The following is a 22,805-nucleotide window of genomic DNA, read 5'->3' on the forward strand; positions in this document are numbered from 1 at the left end:
CATCGAACCGACTGAACTGAACTGCGCCGAACCAAGTCACACCATACCGTCCGACCAAACCAGTCCCGCACTATAACGTACCGCCTCACCCCCGAGGTACTTAACCTTCCCGATCTTACCGGACTCACTAGCCCGACACCGCGACGCTCCATGCCTTACCATGCCTTACCGTATCTCACCACACCACACCATCAGACTAAACCACTCCCGTACTCTACTCCCCCACCTACCGCACCTCTTCGCCCCTCCAAGCCGAGCAAATCCAGCGCACGCAAAAAAGCCCGGCCGCAACATTACGTTACGACCAGGCTTATCCAACCAAGCTCTTTTTTCTTATTTTACAACGAGCACCGGGATTCGGGCATGCTGAACGACGTTGTGACTGACGCTGCCGAGCACGAATTCGCGAATGCCGCCCAGTCCGCGGCTGCCGATGACGATCAGATCTGCCCCGGTTGTCTGAGCGTACTCCAGAATCGTTTCCGCCGGCGCCCCTTGGTCCATCTTCACATTCGGCTCCAGCCCTGCGGCCGCCAGCCGACTCTTGGCTTCCTCAGCCGTTCTCTCCGCCAGCTCGTAAAAATCCTTGTTCATCGAAGAGGGTACCGGCGCAAAGCCCTCAGCCACGTAAAACCGCGGGAAGTCGTACACATGCAGCACCTCCAGTTTGGCACCGGGCGCCGATTTGCACAGCTCGATGGCTTTGTCCAGCGCTTTGTTTGCTGCTTTCGAACCGTCGTAAGCGGTAAGGATTTTATTAAATAGCATGGAAAGCACCTCACTTGTCCCAAGAGTTTGTTTATATTAAGAAATACCCATAAAGCACGGCGTTGAAAAGAAGCAGCAGCGGAATCCCCACCCGAAAGCTGAAATGCTTCGTCTTATGGCGCTTCGTATTCATGGCCACCAGTACGCCTAGGGCACCGCCCAGCGCTGCCAGCAGAAACAGCGTCCGCTCGGGGACCCGCTCGCGCCTCTGTCTGGCCCGTCTTTTATCGTCGGACATCACCAAATAGGCAACCGCATTAATAAATATAAACCATACCAACAATCCCGTTCTCGTCTTCGCCGCCCCCTTTCGAGCTCTGCGTTCGAATGTCGACGTTCCTAACTCCATTATACCTCAACAGCGAAACGACAGCATCTTTTCGACAACCGCGCATCGCATCCATATAAAAAAGCCCCCCGTACGGGGAGCTGCCAAACAAAAACATAAAAACCTCAAGTTTCGTTTTTCGGAATCTCGTTCAAATTGGGCGGGAAATCGGCCTGCTTCTTCGGCTTGGCCGCCATGGTTGGCTCCATCAGCCTCGACTTGTTCTGCTGGTTTTCGGTCTTCCGCGCTTTATGATGCGGCACCCTCATCACCTCCGGTACTTAGCGTCCCGTAAAGGCTGCCGATTTATGCGGCCCGGTGGGGCTGCCTGCTGCCCGCCGCAGCGGTCCGTTAATGATCGCCTTTCTTCTCCAGCGCCGCCTTCAGCAGCTCGCCGAGATTGATCCCGCCAGACTCCTGCTGCTGGGAATACTGCTTGACGAGCCGCTGCTGCTCGCGTTTGTTCATATGCTTATCCTTGTCTTTTCCCAGCACCTCGGTAATGCCGCAGGACAAGCATTGCACGTACATCCCCGCCTTGCCTTCCTTGAGCTCCATCTTCTTGTGGCACTGCGGACAGCGGCGGTTGGACAGGCGCTTCTCGCCGGAACGGCGATACCCGCAATCCTCGCTGGGACAGATCAGCATCAGGCCGCGCCCGGTTTTCTTCTCGAGCAGCCGCGTTCCGCATTCCGGGCAATGGCTGTTTGAGACATTATGCGGCTTGTACGTGGCCTCGCTGCGTTTCACGCCTTGCACGAGGCTGACCGCCATCTCGCGGATGCCGCCCAGGAACGGACCCGGCTGGCCTTGTCCGCGGGCGATCCGCTCGAGTTCGGCTTCCCAGCGGGCCGTCAACTCCGGCGTTCGCAGGTCGGCCGGCGCCAGCTCGATCAGTTGCTTGCCTTTACCGGTCGGATGCAGGTAGTTCCCCTGCCGCTCGATCGTATCCGAGCTGACCAACTTCTCGATGATATCCGCCCGCGTTGCCGGCGTGCCCAGCCCGTGCTTCTCCATCTGGGTCAGCAAAGCCGCTTCCGTATAGCGCTTCGGCGGCTGGGTCCGCCCCGGTGTCACACGGCAGCGCTGTACCTTCACCGCTTCGCCTTGGCTCAGCTCCGGCAGCGCCGCACCGCTCTCTGTATCGTCCTCGCCGCCTTCTTCGTCCTCCAACGCCTGCCCGTCGTAGACGGCCCGCCAACCGGCGTCCTTGATCGTCGTCCCCTTCGCATGCAGCGTCTCGCCGGCGATCTCCACCGTCACGCTGACCTGATCAAACCTAGCCGGCGGATAAAACAAACTGATAAACCGCCGCACGATCAAATCATACAGCTTGCGTTCCTCCGCGCTCAGCGCGTTCAACAGCACCGTCTGCTCCGTCGGGATGATCGCATGGTGATCGGTCACCTTGCTGTCGTCGACAATCCGCTTGCTCAACTTCAAGGAACCTCGAAGCAGCGGTCGGGCCAGCGACGCGTAAGGGCCAACGGCCACGCTCGTCAACCGCTCCTTAAGCGTCTCCGTCATGTCCGATGTCAGGTAACGCGAATCCGTCCGCGGATAGGTGACTAACTTATGTTGCTCATAGAGCCGCTGCAGCACGTTTGAAGTCTGTTTGGCCGAAAAACCAAGCAGCCGGTTTGCGTCCCGCTGCAGCTCCGTTAAATCGTAAGCGAGCGGGTGGGGCACCGTTTTTTCGTGCTTGACCAGCTTGACGATTTTGCCGGAGGCTCCTTCAAGCTTCCGCTTCAGCGCATCCAGCCGCTCTGCCTCAAAAATCCGGGCATCGCCATTCCCGCCGCGCCAAACCGCTTCAAACTTGCCGAAGTCGGCACGCAGCACGTTGTATTCCTCCGAGCGAAAGCGGAGAATTTCGTTCTCGCGCTGCATGATCATGCCCAGCGTCGGCGTCTGCACCCGTCCGGCCGAAAGCGGCGCACCAAACTTGGTGGTGAGCGCCCGGGTCACATTCAGGCCCACCATCCAGTCGGCTTCCGCCCGGCAGCGCGCCGATTGGTACAAGCGTTCATACTGGCTGCCCGGCTTCAGCGCCGCGAACCCTTCCTTGATCGCTTTATCGGTTTGCGATGAGATCCAAAGCCGCTTGAACGGTTTGTTCCACTTGACCATATCCATGATCCAGCGGGCAAGCAACTCGCCCTCACGGGCGGCATCGGTCGCTACGATCAGCTCGCTGATATCCTGGCGCCGCATTAGCTGCTGCACGGCTTTGAACTGATGACTGCTTTCGCGCAGCACCTTCAGTTTCATGCGGTCCGGCAAGATCGGCAAGTCCTCCAACGCCCACGTGGCGTATTTCGCATCATAATCCTCCGGTTCTGCCAGCCCGACCAGATGGCCCAGCGCCCAGGTCACCACGTACTTCGGCCCTTCAAAATGACTTTTATGCTTATCCCGGCTGCCGATCACACGCGCGATTTCCCTGGCGACCGACGGCTTCTCCGCTAATACCAATGTCTTCATAAGTTCGTTCCAACACTCCTTTCCACTGAACTATTATAACATCCACCATCTCGGTCGCGCGAAGCCAACGCGTTAACGGCATCCGAACGCATCCATCCTGGCCGTTCATTTACGCTTCAACTGGCGATCCCCGTTTCAGATACCGTTGCAATACCGCTATTGAAAGTTATTTTAAATCTGATATACTCTTGATTAGCACCTGGTACTAACACCTGATCATAAAAAATATAACCACACCAAATCAAAGGAGCTGATAGGGTTGATCACACCGAAATCCCTTTCGAAAGCCCGCATTACCGCTCTGGGGACCTATGTCCCCGAACGAATCCTGACCAATGAAGATTTGGAGCAGCTTGTGGATACGAGCGACGAATGGATCGTGCAGCGCACAGGGATCAGAGAGCGGCATATCGCCGCCGAGGACGAATTCACCTCGCACCTCTGCATCCGGGCTGCGGAACGGCTTCGCGACACGTACGGGGTTAATCTGGACGATGTCGATTTCATCATTGCGGCGACTACGACACCGGATTTCTCCTTCCCAACCGTATCCTGCCGGGTTCAGCAGCACTTTGGCATGGAACAGGCCGGCGCGATTGATTTGAACGCGACCTGCGCCGGCTTCGCCTACGCCCTGCATTTAGCGAACGGCATGATCAGCTCCGGCCTGCATCGCAAAATTCTGGTGGTTGCCGGGGAAACGATGTCCAAGATCACCGACTACACCGACCGCAGCACCTGCATCCTCTTCGGCGACGGGGCCGGAGCTGTGCTCGTCGAGCTGGATCCCGAAGAGCCCGGGTTCGAATCGTTTATCCTCGGAACCAATGGAGCTGGGGGCATCCATGTGTACCGCTCCGGACTGGCGGATCAGATGGACGGTCAACCGCTCGAGGGGAAGGGCAAACTTGTACAAAACGGCCGCGAGGTGTTCAAGTGGGCCGTCCGCACCGTTACTGCCGGAATCGAGCAGTTGCTGGAGCAAGCCGAACTCACCCGGGAGGACATCGATTGGCTCGTACCGCATAGCGCCAATCTGCGCATGATCGAGTCGATTTGCGAGAAAGCGGACTTCCCGCTCGCCAAAACCCTGCAAAGCGTTCAGGATATGGGCAATACCTCCTCCGCCTCCATCCCGCTGGCGTTGCAGGCCGGCGTGGACACGGGCCGCTTGAAATTCGGCGACCGCGTGCTGCTGTACGGCTTTGGCAGCGGCTTAACCCATGCCGGATTAATCCTGCGCTGGGGCGTACCGAACTTGTCCTAATTCCCCCATCATAAAAAGAGTCGATCAGGAACCCAAACTCCTGATCGACTCTTTTTAAAAATTACCGGTTGGCCGGTTGGCGCCCCATCTGTCTGCACCGCTCTTTGCATGATTATCCCTTTTGATAAGGGAACAGGTGCTGGCTTGGCTCCTAGATCCCCGACCGATCTGCATTAATGCGTACCTTCTGTTATAGGGTCGGGTCGTTTACGTCGGTTTATAAACCCCGGGCAATCTTTCCCCGAGGGGTTCACGGGGGGTGCCTGTTTTGCCGCCGCCTGACTAAGCGGGATAATGGTACAAAGCGTCGGGCAAAAGCAATCAGGTTGGCCTGGCCGTTCTCTTTTCAACCCGCAGCGTTCCGGTTACAATAACTAGAGTCAAACTTCCGCAAGCGCCCCCCATCTTAAGCCTATTAAGCCTATTAAGCCTATAAGGAGTTTAGCAATATGCCTACCCTCAGAGAACTGTTTACCGATTTGGATTTTCAGGAAGCGCTGGACCGGAAGCTTCGCATCCGTGTATTCCGTGACGATCACATGATCGACAACGGCAGCATCGTCATCCGCTTCACGGATGACACGATCATCACCCAAGCTGGAGTGAGCGAACTCTCCTACCACCCGCGCCGGGAATGCCAATTTTTCGAGCTACGGAGAAGCTAACGTCCTTGAGAAACTTTTTTCAAAATTAAGAGGCCTCATGCTTCCATTTATTCCAACTCCACGATAAGTTCGATTTCCACCGGTGTGTCAAAGGGCAGCTCATTGGCCGAAATCGCGGACCGGGCATGCCTCCCCTTCTCTCCAAACACCTCCACCAGCAGCTCCGAAGCCCCATTGATCACATACGGCTGTTCCACGAACCCATCCGCCGAGTTGACGAAAGCCAGCATTTTCACGACCTGCTTCACCCGATCCAGTTCGCCGATATGTTCCTTCAGCACTGCGAGGATATTGATCATCACCTGACGCGCCGCGTCAACCCCCTCTTCGATCGTCAATTCCCGACCGAGCTTGCCTTTGTATTTCAGCACCCCGCCTTTGCGGCAGTCGCACCCCGAAGTGTATACCAATTTGCCCGCGGTCTTGGCCGGCACGTACTGGGCCACCGGTACAGGAACTTTCTCCAGGGTGATCCCCAGTTTTTCCAGCCTTTGCTCTGTTTTTCCCATACGCGTAATATCTCCCTTCAAATTTCATTGATGGCTTCGTTCAACTTGAATATTTGCCACCCTTTGCCTGGCCTTCGTCAGGCCCTCTCATTAAAAAATCGATCAAGGCTCTGCAAGCCTGCTCCACTTCCCCCAAATCGACCCACTCATCCTCCGTATGGGCCTGTGCAATGTTTCCCGGCCCAAATACGATTGCGGGAATGCCAGCCCGCGCCAATTTGCTGGCGTCGCTGCCGTAGGGAGCTCCCAGAACCCTTGCTCCGGAGCTATGCTCTCGCACTGCGAAGAGCATCGATTGAACGAACGCAGAGTCCTCCGGGGTTTCAAGGGCAAAATCGACGATAAACGGCTCCCGCACGCTAAGGCGCAAGCCCGGCTCCCGTTCGGCAAGCAAGAGCAGCCGTGAACGGATATGCTCGAACACTTCCATCGGCTCCTCTCCCGGCACCGTCCGCCGGTCCAATGTTAGGCGGCATAGTTCAGGCACCGTATTAGGCGCCACGCCGCCCTGAATCATGCTGATGCAGTGGGTAGGCGGACCGGTAAGGCGGTGCTCCGATCGGGGGTAGTCCTCCCGCTCCATAACCTGTAGTTCCTCAATTACCCGGTAGGCACGTTCGACAGCGTTGTCGGCAAGTGCCGGATTCGAGCTATGCCCAGCCTTGCCGTGTACGTCGATATGAAACCTTATACAACCTTTATGGGCCGTAATGATATTGAGGCCGGTCGGCTCCCCGACGACGGCCCCCTCGTAGCGAACGGCTTCGCCCGCAGCAAATTTGGCCAGCGCAGACGCACCCCGGTAATGAATTTCTTCGTCGACCACCGCGGCTAAGCACACGGAAAGCGGCGGTACCAGGCCATTGGTCTTCAACGTTTCGAACGCAACCAGCATCGCCGCAAGCGAAGCTTTGGTATCACAGGCGCCCCGTCCGTACAGCCTCTCACCACGGATTTCGCCCGCAAACGGCGGTATGATCATGCCTTCCACCTGAACCGTGTCCATATGAGCTTCCAGCAGTAGCCGTCTTCCGACATCCTCTCCAGGCAGCAATCCGAGCACATTTTTTCTCTCCTGTTCCACGGACTGATAAAAGCTATCCAGGCCGAGTGTCTCCAAAAAACGCTTTACGTAAGCCGCCGCTTCACCTTCTCCGTGCCCACCGGGAAATCCCGGATTCACACTGGGGATTTGGACCAGCTCCCGCAGCACTTCCGAGACCCGGCCAGGGCGCAATAACGCCGAATACGAATCCATTCTCCTTACCTCCGGTTTCCTCTAGTAATTACAACCTCTGGCATCAATGGAAATCCGCTCGGCAGCCTCCCCTCGCCTTACCCCCTGGATTTCGTCATACAGATTAGGAATCACGCAAGAATGATTCGGAATAATTTCGATTCTGTCGCCGACGGCAAGCTGTTCTTTCGCCGGATCAAACGTCAGAAAGCCATGTTCCTCGTTGAGCCCGGAAACTTCGATGCCCGGCCTGCCGACCACAATACCATAGCCCGGACGGCCATGCGCTTTGTCGCTGGTCAGCGTTTTGGTACCCGCATCGATTGTGGCCATGCCGGGCAAGGGAACACTGATAACCGTGGTCAGAATGCGCAGAGCACAATCTTCTTCGGCAGCCAGCCCCATACCGACGCCACTGGCATCGAAAAAAATATAATTGCCGGCACGCACTTCCGTAACGTCCTGCAAGTAATCGCAAAACAGGGCCGATGGGGTTGAGCCGCTACTGACGATGCCGATCGGGACTCCATCGGCCTTCATCCGCTCCACAGTCTTCTTAAGCAATGCGGATTCGACAGTTACCGCATCAATAAACCCCTGCCGGTTCGTATTTTTGTAAATCGTCCCGGCATAGTTCATGATGCCTTCCACGACGAGGCCATCCATGGCATGCACCGCTTTGGCGAACGATGCCGCGTCTTCACCCGGCTGCCGTCCGCCGCGGTGCAAACCGCCGTCCACTTCCACCAGTACGCGCACCGGCTTGCCGCTCTCCCTCCCGACACTGGCCAGACCTTCCGCTCCGGCCAGACTGTCGACTGTCGTCAGAAGATCCGCCCGCGCATGCAGTTTGGCGAACCGCTTCAGGTTCACCTCGCCGACAATGGAGTAGGCGATCAGAATGTTGCCGATGCCGGCGTTCACGAATACTTCAGCCTCGGAAAGCTTGGCAGCCGTGATGCCGATGGCACCCGCAGCGATCTGCTTTCGGGCCAGCCAAACCGACTTTGATGATTTGATATGCGGACGATGTCTGAGGCCGTGCTCTTTCAGGCGTCTCGCCATCGCCGCAATATTGCGGTCTACGATATCCAAATCGATGATCGGTTGAGGCGTAATCCAACCTTCGTACATACGATCCTCTCCTTATTTCAGGTTTCCACCGGTATGTTACGGTAGGAAGCCGTCACGTTCCCTTTTTCGTCCGTGGCGAACAATACAGATCGACCCCGATCCAGGTTGAAGCGGTAACGCACCCCGTTTACTCGGTTCTCTACTTCAACCGCGGCATCCCTCCCGTATTCGGACACGAACGTAAACAGGTAACCCTCGGCAAACCTCTGCAATGAGCCGTAAACTCCTGGCAGTTGTCCACCTTCGAGCCAACGCAGATTGCCGGCCACCCCTGCCAAAGCCACAGCTTCGGCATATAACGCTGCGACTGGTTCCGAACGATCACCTAGTTCGACCGGCAACGGGCACCAGAGCAATTTGCCCTTGCCGATCTCAAATACCGCTGCTTCAGATGCTGCTCCTTCCCAGCCTAATGCAACCTCCGCCGACACTTCCCCGATTCGCTTTTGCCCAAACGAAACCGGATAGGTCTGTCCTTGCAAAAGCAATTCTTCTTCGCGCTGAACATTGACAAGCCTGCGATGTCCGGTAACCTTTGACAGACGGTCTGTCGGCTTCCAATACGCATCCAAACCCAGCGGTCCCGTAAACAGAAGCACTCCTCCATAGGATTCGATATGGGCGATCAAACGTTCCAACGCCTCGTCACAAAAATTGTGCGGGCTGGGTACGATGATCAGTCTGGGGGCAAAGGTGTCCAGAGAATCCAACTGGTATTCGCCAAGTCCCCTAAACGGAACCTTCAGTTCGTAAGCCAGAACCCTGGCCGTTTTTGCCGTCGCTTCGCAGGCGAAACGCCGATTAGAGAAATCGTTGCTGTAAGGAAACACGACAGCGATCTCCTCCATTTGCCGATCCTCGAAAACACCGGAAATGCGGTCCATGAAAGCTCCAAAATCATAGGATACGTCGGCTTCCGGTTTTTCCGTCCCGTCTGCGCGCAACGCGCCAATGTTTGATTCGTTCACATTATTCATGAAATAATTGGTATTCCAAAGCCACTGCACAGCCCCCGCTCCGCCGGTGGCGAAAGCGTAGGCGTATTTACGCTCCAGGATGCTTTTCAGCTCGCTTTCGCTCCGCTTCGCCCGGTTGTCCGGCATCTCCAAATACATGATGCCGGTCTCCTGTACCAGCAACGGTCGATCTGGAGCTTTGGCAAAAACGCTGTCCCAAACGAGCTGATCGTTCAGCCACCAGGTGTGTACTGTCGTGTAATCCGTCTCCCCTGCATAGAAAAACGGCGAAGGCCTAGGCCCCCGGCCGAGCGCTTCATCCTGGCCTACCGTGATTAGTTGGCCCGGCACCGCCCGGGTAAGCGCCTGCTTCAACTCCCTGATCCAGCGGTTATGCATCTCCATCGTAAACAGCGTGTAGTCGATCCAGCGGTTGTTTTTGCGCGGCAGACGCATATTCTCGATATCGAAGCTGATTTCCTCCGGCTCCGGCAGCGTAGCGTCGGCAAAATCCGACAGTTCGTCCGGCGTCATATTCCAACGATCTTGCAGCGTCCCGATCCGGCCGTGGCGGCGTTCCAGCCACTCCCGGAAGGCGGCACGTTCAAACCGATCACCGATGCGACGTGGCCCGGCAAAAATCCGACGCGGATCAAACAGAGAAGGTTCATTGATGAGATCCCAATTGACGTTCGTGCTTAACCGGTGTCTGGATACGATAGTCAGTAAAAAACGTTTTTGCGCTTCGATACTGCGGGGATCGAGGTATGGATTTTCGCCTTCCCAAGCCTCCGGCGTAAACGCGAAAAACGTAAACGTCACTTCCAAATCCCACCGTTTGGCGGTCAAAATAAACGCATCGATTGCGCGCAGCACCTCTTCGGACACATGCCCGTCCGCAAACATCACGTTGCGCCAAGCCGTCCATAGCCCCGTACGTATCCAGTTGATGCCCGCCCGCTTCATGGCAGCCATGTCCCGATGCCAAACGTCCGGATTCGGCAAAAACACAAACTTACGGGAAACATCGGAAGTCATATACGTCATCCCGACCACCGGAAATGGACGGCCGTTTTTTCGGAAATAATCTCTGTCCCTGACAAGCGGCGCACCTTCCCGCAGTAATTTCGCGTCCCAGCCCCAAAAACCCTGGCGCAAGACGCGGCGTTCGCCGCAGGAAGAAACGGCCTCCGTCGTAATCCGATACATTCCGGGCTCCACGTCGAAAGGAAGTGTCAAAACCTTGAAAGATACGTCAACATTGGCTTCTAACACCAGCTCTGTGGACCACACCGCCGTATGATCGCCTTCTCTCTTCAGATCAATGCTGAAGCGCCAAGCGACCGATCGGTCGACGTCTTCCCAGCCCTTTTGCCGGATGCGCTGCAATTGCAGCCGCAACCCGGCGCGTTCCCCTGGTTGATAGGAGGCATAGGTCGGTTTCAGCCACATCTCGGTCACGCCCGCCGCGCAAAACTCCGCCCATTCGCCGAGCGCCGCAACGCCTTCTTCCTTCCAGAAAGCATCATCCACCTGCTGATTGATCATGATCCAGCGGCCGCCGGCAAAGTTGCCGTTCGTATGCTCCAGCAAAACTGCGGGAGCCGCGACCTCACGATCTGCGGCGGAAACCCCTTTCAGTAGCGGGTAAATGCGCGCGTCCATCGGGCCGTTGGAGCCACTCTCCGCCGGGATGTCTCGGCTCTTAGAGACGTGCAGGACCAGGCCGTAAGTGGCCGACACTTTAAAAAGTCGCTCTTTGCCGACAAACAGCGGCAGTTCCTCCGTCCCTACCAGCCGATCAATCGGCGCGGAGTCTACAGCAAGCGCTTCGTGGATCAGCAATTGCTGGTGGTAGGCCGTCATCTCCCCGAGTTCAGTCCAACTTCCTTCCCGGTCCTCCACCGGATTTTTAAAGGGAGCCCCGCCCAAGCTTACCAGGCCGCCGCCTCTGCGTAAAAAGCCAAGCAACGCTGGCCAAGCCGCCTTCGGAAAATATGGGCCATGCAGATAAACAAGGCTGGCCGTCCGCTTATCCTCCAGCGCCTCGCTTAATCCCGCCGCATCCACCGGCGTCATTCCTTGGGACCATTGGCGGACGATTCCCGGCTGCGGGCGTTCTCCGGGATAAGGAAATTGCGGATCATAAAAAATGAGGTGTTTCATGCGTCCTCCTTAAATTTGTGCTTTTCCGCCTTACATCCATCATGGGGTTCAGGCCAAGCCTAACCCTTAACGGCACCAGCCACCATGCCCTTCATGATTTGCTCCTGAAAAATCAGGAAAACCACGATCGTCGGCAACACGGAAGTGGCCATGGCCGCCATCGTTAAGGCGTAATCTGTGCCGAATCCGTCCGAAAAGATCGACAAACCGAGCGGAATCGTTTTTAGGGACTGCTTGTTGATGAACACAAGAGCGAAAGCAAAGTCGTTCCAATAACGTAAAAATCCAAGTATGGCCACTGTGGATAAAGCCGGAAGCGTAAGAGGCAGCATCATGCGGACGAAAATGCCCCAATAGCCGACGCCATCCATGATGGCGGCTTCCTCAATTTCTTTCGGGATCGTGGACATATAAGCCGAAATGACAAATATGGCGATCGGCAGTTCAAAACAGGTATAAGGCAAAATCAAGGCCCAGTAAGTATTGAGAATCCCGACGTTTTTCATCATGATAAACAAAGGAACGAGGGTGCTGTGTATCGGGATCAGCATTCCGACCACGAATAATCCGCTGATCAATCCTCGAAGGCGGAACGAAAATCTGCACAAGACGAAAGCCGTCAAAGCTCCCAAAAACAGGGTGAGCAGAATCGCCGAGACCGTTACGATACTCGAGTTAATAGCGGCTCTTCCCATCCCGGCCAATTCCCAGGCCCGGGAAAAATTCTCGAAATTAATCGCCTTCGGCAGAGCAAATGGGTGCTCATAAAATTCCTGATTCGTCTTAAACGCGCTGATAAACAGCCAATAAAGTGGATATAACGTGACCAGCGCATAAGCGACCATCAACAGGTTGATGAGGTATTCCAATCCTTTAGCCAGGAAAGACTTCTCCTCTAAGCTTCGGGGTCCAAGCAGACCTGGCTTGGGTTCGGACAACATGGAATCCGGCATTCCCTTTCTCCTTTCTAAGCTTCCTTGTTTCTGAACAACAACTGGCTTACGACGATCAAGCCCCCGCTGATCACCACGATGGCGGTGGACACTGCCGAACCGTAGCCATACCGGTACACGTTAAAGGTGTTGTTATACATATAGGTCGCAAGTAACTCCGTAGACTGGGCGGGTCCGCCGCCGGTCATGATAAAGACTTGGTCGAACGCCTTTAGGCTGCCCGCGATGCACATGACGATCACCACGTTGACGGTGCCGCGGATCATCGGCAAAGTCACATAGAACAACTTCTGGTACGGCTTCGTGCCATCGATTTGGCAAGCATCCTCGATCTCGGACGGAATATTCTGAATCGCGGCGATGAACATAATGAGGTACGGACCTATGAAGTTCCAAATGATCGGAACGGATACGGCGAGCATGTTCACTGACCGGTCGGACAACCAAGGCCGCGTCCAGGAACCTAGCCCGATATTCTCCAATACAGTGTTGACCAGTCCAAATTGCGGATGGTAGATATAGCCCCAAATTAAACCGACAACTACAGTGGAGAGCACCATCGGCATAAATACGGCGCTGCGGATGAAGCGGTGGAGCGTGGTGTTCTTGCGCAGAAGCAATGCCAGTACCAGCGCGATGGGCACCTGGCCGAGAATGGAAGCCGCAACGATGATCAGATTATTTTTAAGGGCTCTCCAAAACACGGGATCGCTTAACGCCTCGCGGTAATTTTCCAACCCGACATAACTAAGCGGGCCAATCCCTCTCCAATCGAAGAAACCGTAGTACATGGACCAAAACACGGGGATGATCACGAAAAAAGCGTAAAGAAGAAGGGAGGGGAGAAGCGCCAGGGTCACAAAGCGTTTGAAATGCATGGTCGATATCATGGGAATCCCCCTCTAACATATTGGGACAAACGGTAGTCTAGTCTAATTTCATAACTTCCATTGCGGTTTTACAGATTAACTAAAGTCCCAGCTTAATACTTTTGCGCATCCTGCACACTATCGGCAATCGCGGCCGGATCGCCCCCCATCATTAGCTCCTGCAACCCGTTGTTCAGGGCTTCCGTCGTGGCGGAGGACATGTAGGCGTCATATACCGGACTAAACGGAACACTGGAAACCAAGTCATATGCTTTCGTAAACAACGGCGTTACTTTGGAAGCGTCGATATCCACTTTATAGTTAACCAAAATGTTGCTTTCGGCGATGGCTTTTTGCGCCTCAGGCCCACTGATCGCGTAGATCAAATCAAGCGCAGCATCCCGCGCTGCCCCTTCAACGTTTTTGTTCAAGGCGAAACCGGTACCCGTCGATGCGGATAGCGACTTCGCTTCGCCCTTGCCGTTCGGAATGGCTGGGAATACCGTAACGCCGATTTTATCCAGGAACGATTCGGAAGCGGTCGAAGCGAGGTTCGTCAATGTCCAGTTTCCGCCCATAGTCATCGCCGCTTGCTCTTGCGAGAACAACTGCTCGGCTTGGGCGTTATCGATGGAGTTGGCTCCATCCTGGAAGGCAGCGGCATCCACAAGCTGTTTAAAATACGTCAGGGCTTGGACGAAATCGGGATCCGTAAAGGATGCTCCTTCCCCCTTAACCGCGTTCAGGAACCACTCCGAACCGGTCACCCGGTCGCCCAAGGTCGACAAGATCGTGGAGTTGGCCACCCAATTCGCTTTGTTGCCTAGCGCAAACGGGATAATATCATTGTCGTTAAACGTTTGGATCGCCGCCATTAGTTCATCCCAGGTTTCAGGAACCCTCACGTTATACTTTTCGAACAACTCGATGTTGTAATAAAGAATGGAAGAAGGAGACAAGTTGACCGGCGCAGCATAAGCTTTGCCTTCGAATGTAAGTGCGTCGAACGCGCCGGGAAGGAAATGGTCGGTCCACTCCGCTTGATGCGCGGCGAAAAGATCGTCAATCGGCTGAATCAAGCCACCGTTATAGAACTCGGCAATCATGCTTCCGGGATTGGTCAGGAACACGTCTGGCAATTCCCCAGCCGCCGCTACCGTCTTCAGCCTTTGCTTGTAGCCGTCGGCTGGAATGGCCTGGATATCCAACTTCACTTCAGGATGTGCCGCAACGTATTGATCAATCAAGCCTCTCATCGTTTTAGCACGTTGGTCGTCGCCCGAAAAGTTGTGCCAGATGGAAAGAGAGACTTGCTCGTTGCCGCTGCCCGAAGCTGAGGAGTTGCTTGAGCCATTCTCTGCGTTCTTCCCTCCGCAAGCGGCCAATAAGACAACCATCATCGCGGTCAGACAAATGAACATCGTTTTTCTCATTTCTTGCCCTCCTTTTGAATGTCTTTACAATGATTATTTTAAGATGGGCAAAGAGCCAGGGTAAGGGGCGGATGTCAAGATCAAGGGGGGGCATCTTTCAGCTTTGTTCCCGGAAACCTGACGGTGTTTGTCCGGTATGCCTCCTGAACAGCCGTTTGAAATGTTTCAGATCGCTGTAGCCGACCTGATTAGCAACATCGCCAATCTTGGCAGGAGTTTCCCGAAGGATGGCCATGGCCTTTTCCATTCTCTCGCGGACCACGAATTCGCTAAAGTTCTCGCCGGTCTCCCGCTTGAACATTTCACTCAAATAGTTGGGATGGATATGCACATGACCGGATACTTCGCCAAGGGAAAGATTTCCATCCAAATGATCCCGTACGTACGTGATCGCCTTTTGAATATGGGAGGTTTTCCCGGAAAATAGCGCCATGTACAATTCCATAATCCGGACTAATTGTCCGGTAAAGGTCTCTCCCGTAAATGGACGGTTTGTCGTTTCGGACTCGTCTTTGCTCACACCGACCTGTCCAGACTTGCCCAAGGAATCGGCCACCCGTTCCAGCCAGCGGTAACCAGCAATGACCACCGATTGGAGATAGGTTTGCAACGAAGCGGGCGTAAGCTGCGCATCGCTTCGAAGGTTCTCCAACAGTTCTTTCGCCCATCGCCCAACTTCCTGCGGGTTTCTACCTTTCAGCACCGCGATGAGCCCGGCTTCTTCCTGTTGGCTGCAAAGCGTCCTGCCCCCCTTGCGCCCCTCGATTTGTTCAAAAGCGATATGTCGTTCCCCTTTCAAAATCCATCTGAACTCCAGAGCGGCGGCCGCTTCGCTCCAAGAGCGATTTAAGGCTTCCAGGTCATAGGCGACACCGCCCGAACCTGAAATCAAGCGGACATGCAGCGCTCGTTCCAGCTCGGCCAGCTTGCTTCCCGGAAGTTCCTCTCCGGGCAAAGCCAGCACAACCATCACCCACTGATACGCGTCCTCGATCATTATATTTCCAAAGGTGTGTTTGAGCCGTTCACCGATTTCGGCGGAGCTGATTTCGAAGGAATCGTCTACGGATACGATCAATACCCGCAAGGCGGCTCCTCCAGCGGCAACTTCCTGCAAGAAAGGGTAACATTGCAGCAGGGTCCTCTTTTCCTCCGGCTTAAGCACCGCCCTGGTCAGCAGGGCTTTCTCCAACAGCTTGGAGGCCCCTCGTCGATTCTGCTTGTCCAAAATAACCTGCCGCATTCGGTTGGCCACTTCGAGAATATCTTCCGGCTGGCATGTCTTTAACAAATAGTCGCTCACTCCGTCCCGCAATGCTTGCTGGGCATACTGAAACTCGTCGTAACCCGACAATATGACAACCTGCATTTCCGGATACGATGCTTTAGCTTCTTTGGCTAGCTCCAGCCCGCTTTTACCGTTCATCCGAATATCGGTGAAAATAATGTCCGGGCGTTCCGTCGGAATACGTCCCAGCGCTTCCTCTGCCGATTCTGCCGGCATCAGCAACTCAAAACCCTTGTCCTGCCAATCGACGGCTAATCTGATGCCCTCCCGGATGATCAATTCGTCGTCAACGATTAGCACTTTCATGATTCCGCCTCCTTTGGGTTCGGGATGACAAAGGATACCTTTGTCCCCACACCGGCGCGGCTGTTTAGCTCCAACCCGCACCCGATTCCGTAATGCAGCATTAAACGTTGGTGGACGTTGCGCAGCCCATAGCTTCCCTGATTGATGACAATCTCACGTTCCAAATTAGATTCCAACAGCAGCCGCCTCAGTTCGGATAGTTTGCTTTCATCCATCCCGGCACCGTCGTCGGACACCGTAAACCGGATGCCGGTCTCGAATTTCTCGACCTGAACATCAATTCGTCCCGGCCCTTCTTTCTTCAGCACGCCATGCAATATGGCGTTTTCAATCAATGGTTGCAGCAGTAACTTAAGCATCGTTTGATCCATTAAAACCGGGTCTACCCGGATTTGGAAATCAAACCTGTCAGAATAGCGGGTTGATTGAATATTGATATAACACTGTGCATGTTCGATCTCCTGCCTTATGGTGCAGTATTCACCTCCGCCATTCAGGCTAAAGCGGAGAAATTTGCTGAGCGAACCTACCATTCTTGCTATTTTATAATCTTTATTTATCAAAGCCAGCCAATTGATCGAAGACAGCGTATTGTACAAAAAATGAGGATTGATCTGCGCCTGCAAGGCCAATAGATCCGCTTCCTTCTTCAATGCTTCGTTGCGCTTGACCTGATCGGTCAGATTCCTGATCCGTTCGGTTAGCCTGTTGTAGCTGCGCATAAGTTGTCCTACCTCGTCCATAGCCGAAACCGGCAGCAGTGGAATCGGCTTCTCCGGATTGGCCGAATTCAGATATTTGACCAGCGCGGATAACGGCTTGGTTACCCTTGAAACGAGTAGTATCAAAAAGGCGAAGGACAGCAAAATAGCGATAAGGACCGCAAAACCGGTCAAGGACAACACGTAGCGATTCTGGGAGCTGTATTCATCAAATGGAATGACACCCACCAGCGTCCAGTTCATAGACGGAATTTTATAATAGAGCACAGTGTTCTCTTTCCCACCGCTGTTAAATGCTCCCTCCACGGATGTCTGGGCTGGAAAATCCGGCAAAATGCTGTTGATCGGTCGATAAAGGTTCGCGGTATCCGTACTGGAAATGATATTCTGGGCTTCGTCCAGAAGAAGGATATAACCGTTTCCTTCCAAATCCGAGCTTCCGAGCATTTTGGCGATGACCGTCTCGTCTAGGCTGATCGTCATCTCTCCAATGTACCGGTAGTTGCCGATTTGCTGAATTGGACGCATCAAGGATATCACCCGTTTTCTGCCTGTTGCCGTCACGTCTTCATATAGCGAAGTCCAGGTTTTTCCACCAATCATGGTCGAATGACCGGTTTTTGTCGGGTAACCGCTCTTTAAGATGGTGGTCTGGGCAATGGTCGTTTCTTGATCAAAGGAACGAATTTCGATATTGGCGACGTAATCTTTGGTATAGGCCAGGTTCATCAGGAAACCGTAAATGGAGGACTGTACCAACGAACCGGTTCGCGTACCGCTGAGGTAATCCTGAATAGTGTCATCCCCGATCAGAAAAATCGACATATTTTCTACGTCTTTGGTCATCAATTCAAGTTGGGTGCGGATTTGCCGTAGCGTATTCATGCCGGCTTGCTTCGCTTTGTCCTCTGAAATTCCCGTGGCGATCCGGTAAGAAAAAATACCAAAGCACAACAGCGGCAATACGGTCGACACCATCACCATCAGCGAAAGTTTATGCTTCAAAGAACGGCCGAAAAAACGCCCCATAATAATTCCCCCATTCATCTTATGTATGCGCTACCAATATACTTTAAATGTGAGAAAAAATTACATATAATTGACTTTCGACATTTTATTTTGTCTATCATAGCATCTTTTTTGAGTTTTATAGAGGGGAAAGCATTTCTATCTTCACATACATGACATGAACATGACACGATAATCCCCCTGCTCCATGCCAGTGAACTATCCCCTCCGACTTTGTCAAAAGGCGTTATGATCGGGAGACAGACATACAAAAGAGGCCTTCAAACCGTATTCACGGTGTTGAAGGCCCCGTATGCTTTTTATCGTCGGATAATAATGTGGCGAAAAGCTGCCCCATCAAAGCGCCGTCCCCTCCGTCTTCCCCTCCCGCTCCATTGCAAACACTGCGGGTACCTCAGGCTCAAGCGGGGGCGCCTCTTTGCCGTAACGAATGAAGATCCACACACCGCATAAGATGAGTACGCCCGCCGACAGCTGCAGCGGGGTCAAGCTTTCCTTCAGCAGCATCCAGGCTAACAGCGAAGCAAACACCGGCTCGCCGAGGACGGCCATCGATACGGCCGATGCGCTGAGGTATTTCATCAGCCAGTTGAACAAATAATGCCCAAACAATGTCGGCACGATCGCCAGCAGCAGGAAAATCCCCCATTCGCGCGGCTCGTAACCGGTAAATCGGATGCCCGCGGCAACGTTATAAACGGCCATCGATGTTCCGGCTACCGCGAACACAAGAAAATTGTAGACAAATGCACTGATCGTCTGCAGCAGTTGCTTGCCCACCAGGATGTGCACTGCGACCGCGACCGTCCCAAGCAGTGACAGCAGATCCCCGGTCACGGCTGCGCCGGACAAGGTGAAATCCCCGGAGCCGATGGCAATCGAGCCGATCAGTGCCAGCGCGACGCCGAGAATCATCGCTTTATTCATTTTGGCCCCGAACAGGAAGAACGACCCGAACATCACGATAATCGGCTCCAGCGTCAGAATGACGGTGGAACTCGCAACCGTCGTCAGGCGAAGCGATCCCATCCATAACAGGAAATGCAGCCCCAGCATAAGCCCGGAAAACAAAAGGCGCCCCCATTGCTTACGTGTCAGGCGCGCAATCTCTCCCCGATAGCTCCACAGCAGAGGCAGCATTAAGAAGTTCGTCAAATACATCCGATACATCGCAATCACCGAAACTTCAGCGTTGGACCAGCGGATGAAAATAGAAGAAAACGAGATGGCGATAATGCCGATCACATACAGAATCTCATATTTGCCCATGGACTTGGTGTTGGTATGCATAAGTGGCCGGGTCCCAGCTTTCCGTTTGATTTTGTCGGTTGCATTGGGTTGCAAACCCCTTCATTATAGCGGAGTTAGGGCGGTTCCTCAATCGGTTTCTTTACGCCGTCTCCCCCCTGTGCTACATTTGGGATAACTTGGCCGTATGGCTGAAAACGGACTATATCCCATCCCATAACTTGGAGGTACTCCCCATGAATCCGATCGTTTCGAAACAATGGCTGCTGGCTCGCCTGTATGAGCCGGATCTCGTCATCGTCGATTGCCGCTTCGAGCTGGGCCAGCCGGAGGCCGGGCGCGCGGCCTACGACGCCGCGCATATTCCCGGTGCCGTCTATCTCGATCTGGAACAGGATCTGTCGGCACCGGTCACCACCCACGGCGGGCGCCACCCCTTGCCCGCCCCGGACGCGTTGGCCGCGCGCTTCGCTCGCGCCGGCATCGGCAACGCCACCAGGGTGGTCGCCTACGACGACCAGGGAGGCTTAAACGCCTCCCGCCTATGGTGGCTGCTGCGCTGGCTGGGCCATGACGATGTCTGCGTCATGGACGAGGGATTCGCCGCCTGGCAGGCCGGCGGCTATCCCGTGACCGCCGAGCGGCGGACCGTCGTCCCCGCCGCTTTCACCCCCTCGCTCCGGCCGCAGCTGCTGGCCGGAGTCGAGGACATCCGCCGGGCGCTGGGCGATCCCGGCGTCCTGCTGGTGGACTCGCGCGCCGCGGATCGCTACGCCGGAGTGCAGGAGCCGCTCGACGTCAAGGCCGGCCACATCCCCGGGGCGATCAACCGGTTCTGGAAGCAGGTGCTGGACGACAGCGGCTCCTGGAAGAGCGAGGGCGAGCTGCACAAGCAACTGGCGCCGGTCATCGCCGCCCTGGACGAAGGCCGCGAGGCCATCGTCTATTGCGGCTCCGGCGTGAGCGCTTGCCCGAACGTGCTCGCCCTCTACCGCCTCGGCTACCCGCAGGTCAAGCTGTACGCCGGCAGTTGGAGCGACTGGATTAGCTATGAGGACAATCCGATCGCGACGAGGGACGAGTAAGAGCCGAGAGACCGCGTCGGACGCGGGTGTTGGGGGCTGTGACAGGTAGTGAGCAAATGACCTGTTGCAGCCTTCTTTGGGCTTTCCTGTCAACAGGGTTGACGGGGGATATAGAACACCGATTACAAATCCACCTCCACCATCGACTGCGCTGTCTCGGGAAAATCCGTAATCATCCCGTCGATCGGGTACTTGAGAACTTCCTTCATGTCCCGCCGGGTATTAACGGTCCAGACCCAGACTTCGCGCCCATCGGCGTGGGCCTTGTCAACGAGGTAATCCGTTAGCATGACCTGCTCAATCGTGTAGAAGTCCACATCAAGCTTCGACAAGTCCCCGAGTGCAAAAAACAAAATTCTCCCGATCTTGATCTCGGGAGCCAGCTCCCGGATTCGACCCAGCGCCTCCCCGTCGAAGGACTGCACCCTTACCTCTTCCTCGGCCCCGGCCTCCTTGATGAGGCGAACGACTTCCTCGGCCAGCGCTTCGCTGGAGGAGCCGCTAGGCTTCAGGTCCAGCAGCAGCTTGATTCGCCCTTGCGCTTCGGCAAGCGTGCTGGCTAACGAAGGAATGTGGATCGGATAACCGTTCTCGTCGATGCCGATGGACATTTGCTGCACATCCGCAAAGTTCATATCGGCAATCCGCTTCCGCACCCCTGTCATCCGTCTCAGATCGGAATCGTGGTTTAACACCGCCACGCCGTCCTTGGTCATCTGGACGTCCACCTCGGCGACCTGAATGCCTTTATCCATTGCCGCAATCAGGGCGGGCAGTGAATTCTCCGGCGCATTTGACGTATCTCCGCGATGCGCCGCGATCTGTACGTTCCATTTGGCGTAGACCAGACTCTCATTCGCCCGCAAACCGATGAGCACCGCCAGGGTAATGTATATGGCCGCGCCCAGGACGTAGGCGCTCCTCTTCCACTTCAGCCCTTTCCACCAGGCGACGATATGGTTTTCCAAACGGCCCAAGCTGCTAGGGCTCACATGAAGCTGATCCCTTGCCCGAATCCATCTGAAGCGGCCAAACGCATAGTATAACCTCGTCAGCACGAACAGGTTGATCGGCAGCAGCAGAAGTTCCAGCAAATAGGCCAGTACGGTAGAGAACGTCAGCGAATAATGCTGGGTCACGAGCGCTAACACATCCAGGTCCAGCCAAGCGGGGATGCGCCCGAGTGCAGATACCGCAGCAGAGGTTATCCCGAGGATCACACCGTTAAACAGAAGCAGCGATCCAAACAGCCGCCAACGCCGGCCTTGCGTCAGAGCATGGCTCTGACGCACCGCCTGCCGCAGATTCATATCCTCCAGCACGATGCAATGCAGGACGAAAATCCACCGGAGCGCAGTATACAGCAGCCCGGCAATCAGCACAAGGTAAGCGGCGGTCATGGTAAAGGAAGCATCCAGCACTTGATTATTCAAGAAGATCGGCACGTTAAACAACGCGTAAAAGGAAGCCGACAGAGGGGAATCCACAAACGGAATCAGAAGCAGAAGCAACAGCAGCAGTTGGAATACGCCAAACCCAAACAGTTTGGGCATCTTGCGCAGCACGGTCAGCACCGCGTCCGAGATGGCGATGGATTTGCCGAAGAACCGCTGCTGAATAAGCACGATCAGCACGAGCAATTCGATCAGCATCGTGAAGGAAGCGACAAGCCCGATGAGAATCAATCCTGCCATGCCTTTATAGCTTAGACCGATCCGGTAAACTTCCCCGTTGAGCAGGGAGCCGGAACCGACCACCCGAAGAACCCGGTTGAACAAGAGCGTGGTGACCGGAAGGATAACGACGCTCGTGAGCAGCATATACAGAAGTTGAAACAACAACAGCTTGGCGGAATATTTGCGGAAGTCGCGGATGCTTCTGCCGATCAACTTGAGCATGGACCCCCGCCCCCAGCCCGTCAGGTCCACCGCGCAGCCCAAACTTTCATTTCATGGCAAATGACGTGCAGGTCCATGCCCTTCGGCGTGAGCGAATATTCGACCGTCACGGGAACGGTGGGGTATACCGTCCGCTCCAGCACTCCTTTCTCCTCCAGATGGCGCAGCGTGCTGGTCAACGCGCGTGGACTCACCTGCGGAATGCGGCGCTGCAGCTCCCCGAAACGAAGCGTGCCGCCAAACAATTCGCGGATGACGAGGAACGCCCATTTCCCCCCGAGCACGTCCAGTGTTTTTTCAATGTTGCATTCGATATGCTCCGGCGTTTTCGGAATATAATTGCTTGCTTTGCGTACGGTGGTCATCCCTTTAACCTCCCAATTGGATGCAGCTATTACAGCTATATTATGTATAGTAAGTATCATCGATATAATTAAGTGAAGGAGTTTTCACTTCTTTA

19 protein-coding genes are annotated in these 22,805 nt (G+C 54.9%); 3 read left to right on the forward strand and 16 right to left on the reverse strand.

Translation table 11 applies throughout. The features are described from left to right. Positions 1–333: 333 nt before the first annotated feature. The 4 genes from BN3795_RS24505 to BN3795_RS24515 form a co-directional block, all read right to left on the reverse strand. On the reverse strand, positions 334–768 hold the full coding sequence (locus BN3795_RS24505; RefSeq protein WP_068787300.1) for a universal stress protein: 435 nt from the start codon (positions 766–768) through the stop codon (positions 334–336). 31 nt (positions 769–799) lie between these two features. After that, positions 800–1,117, reverse strand: coding sequence for a DUF1294 domain-containing protein (locus BN3795_RS24510; RefSeq protein WP_110945378.1), 318 nt, complete (start codon positions 1,115–1,117; stop codon positions 800–802). Positions 1,118–1,221: 104 nt separating this feature from the next. After that, positions 1,222–1,359, reverse strand: a complete 138-nt coding sequence (locus BN3795_RS25760) for a hypothetical protein (RefSeq protein ID WP_198524831.1) — start codon at positions 1,357–1,359, stop codon at positions 1,222–1,224. An 88-nt stretch (positions 1,360–1,447) separates the two neighbouring features. After that, the gene (locus BN3795_RS24515; RefSeq protein WP_068787301.1) at positions 1,448–3,580 is read right to left on the reverse strand and encodes a DNA topoisomerase III; all 2,133 of its coding nucleotides are present in this window, start codon (positions 3,578–3,580) and stop codon (positions 1,448–1,450) included. Positions 3,581–3,842: 262 nt separating this feature from the next. On the opposite strand from BN3795_RS24515, the gene BN3795_RS24520 reads away from it, so the two are divergent. Continuing rightward, complete coding sequence (locus BN3795_RS24520) at positions 3,843–4,847, forward strand: ketoacyl-ACP synthase III (RefSeq protein WP_068787357.1); 1,005 nt, start codon at positions 3,843–3,845, stop codon at positions 4,845–4,847. 449 nt (positions 4,848–5,296) lie between these two features. Further along, the gene (locus tag BN3795_RS24525) at positions 5,297–5,512 is read left to right on the forward strand and encodes a hypothetical protein (protein WP_068787302.1); all 216 of its coding nucleotides are present in this window, start codon (positions 5,297–5,299) and stop codon (positions 5,510–5,512) included. Positions 5,513–5,559: 47 nt separating this feature from the next. Here BN3795_RS24525 and BN3795_RS24530 read toward each other — a convergent pair whose 3' ends face one another. The 10 genes from BN3795_RS24530 to BN3795_RS24575 form a co-directional block, all read right to left on the reverse strand. Beyond that, the gene (locus BN3795_RS24530) at positions 5,560–6,021 is read right to left on the reverse strand and encodes a RidA family protein (RefSeq protein ID WP_068787303.1); all 462 of its coding nucleotides are present in this window, start codon (positions 6,019–6,021) and stop codon (positions 5,560–5,562) included. Positions 6,022–6,061: 40 nt separating this feature from the next. Beyond that, the gene (locus tag BN3795_RS24535; protein ID WP_232730038.1) at positions 6,062–7,279 is read right to left on the reverse strand and encodes a M20 family metallopeptidase; all 1,218 of its coding nucleotides are present in this window, start codon (positions 7,277–7,279) and stop codon (positions 6,062–6,064) included. Positions 7,280–7,300: 21 nt separating this feature from the next. Then, positions 7,301–8,392: an alanine racemase gene (locus BN3795_RS24540; RefSeq protein ID WP_068787304.1), complete on the reverse strand. Its 1,092-nt coding sequence runs from the start codon at positions 8,390–8,392 to the stop codon at positions 7,301–7,303. A 17-nt stretch (positions 8,393–8,409) separates the two neighbouring features. After that, positions 8,410–11,514, reverse strand: coding sequence for a beta-galactosidase (locus BN3795_RS24545; protein WP_068787305.1), 3,105 nt, complete (start codon positions 11,512–11,514; stop codon positions 8,410–8,412). A 59-nt stretch (positions 11,515–11,573) separates the two neighbouring features. Beyond that, positions 11,574–12,467, reverse strand: a complete 894-nt coding sequence (locus tag BN3795_RS24550) for a carbohydrate ABC transporter permease (protein ID WP_408635067.1) — start codon at positions 12,465–12,467, stop codon at positions 11,574–11,576. 14 nt (positions 12,468–12,481) lie between these two features. Continuing rightward, positions 12,482–13,357 carry a carbohydrate ABC transporter permease gene (locus BN3795_RS24555; RefSeq protein ID WP_068787306.1) on the reverse strand — a complete coding sequence of 292 codons (876 nt, stop codon included), beginning with the start codon at positions 13,355–13,357 and terminating at the stop codon, positions 12,482–12,484. Positions 13,358–13,449: 92 nt separating this feature from the next. Next, positions 13,450–14,769, reverse strand: a complete 1,320-nt coding sequence (locus BN3795_RS24560; RefSeq protein ID WP_068787307.1) for an extracellular solute-binding protein — start codon at positions 14,767–14,769, stop codon at positions 13,450–13,452. 97 nt (positions 14,770–14,866) lie between these two features. Beyond that, the gene (locus BN3795_RS24565; protein WP_068787308.1) at positions 14,867–16,363 is read right to left on the reverse strand and encodes a response regulator transcription factor; all 1,497 of its coding nucleotides are present in this window, start codon (positions 16,361–16,363) and stop codon (positions 14,867–14,869) included. Continuing rightward, positions 16,360–18,114: a sensor histidine kinase gene (locus tag BN3795_RS24570; protein WP_068787309.1), complete on the reverse strand. Its 1,755-nt coding sequence runs from the start codon at positions 18,112–18,114 to the stop codon at positions 16,360–16,362. The genes BN3795_RS24565 and BN3795_RS24570 overlap by 4 nt, the downstream gene beginning before the upstream one ends. 336 nt (positions 18,115–18,450) lie before the next feature. Then, positions 18,451–19,404: a DMT family transporter gene (locus BN3795_RS24575; RefSeq protein ID WP_068787360.1), complete on the reverse strand. Its 954-nt coding sequence runs from the start codon at positions 19,402–19,404 to the stop codon at positions 18,451–18,453. 194 nt (positions 19,405–19,598) lie between these two features. On the opposite strand from BN3795_RS24575, the gene BN3795_RS24580 reads away from it, so the two are divergent. Then, a complete protein-coding gene (locus BN3795_RS24580) occupies positions 19,599–20,447 on the forward strand; it encodes a sulfurtransferase (RefSeq protein ID WP_068787310.1) in 849 nt (282 codons plus the stop codon). 122 nt (positions 20,448–20,569) lie between these two features. On the opposite strand, the gene BN3795_RS24585 is transcribed toward BN3795_RS24580, so the two are convergent. Then, on the reverse strand, positions 20,570–22,345 hold the full coding sequence (locus BN3795_RS24585) for a glycerophosphodiester phosphodiesterase (protein WP_068787311.1): 1,776 nt from the start codon (positions 22,343–22,345) through the stop codon (positions 20,570–20,572). 20 nt (positions 22,346–22,365) lie between these two features. After that, positions 22,366–22,710 (reverse strand): winged helix-turn-helix transcriptional regulator, encoded by a 345-nt coding sequence (locus BN3795_RS24590; protein ID WP_068787312.1) that lies wholly within the window; start codon positions 22,708–22,710, stop codon positions 22,366–22,368. Between the last annotated feature and the right edge of the window lie 95 nt (positions 22,711–22,805).

This window comes from Paenibacillus phocaeensis, from assembly GCF_900021165.1.
GTDB classification, from domain to species: Bacteria; Bacillota; Bacilli; order Paenibacillales; family Paenibacillaceae; genus Fontibacillus; species Fontibacillus phocaensis.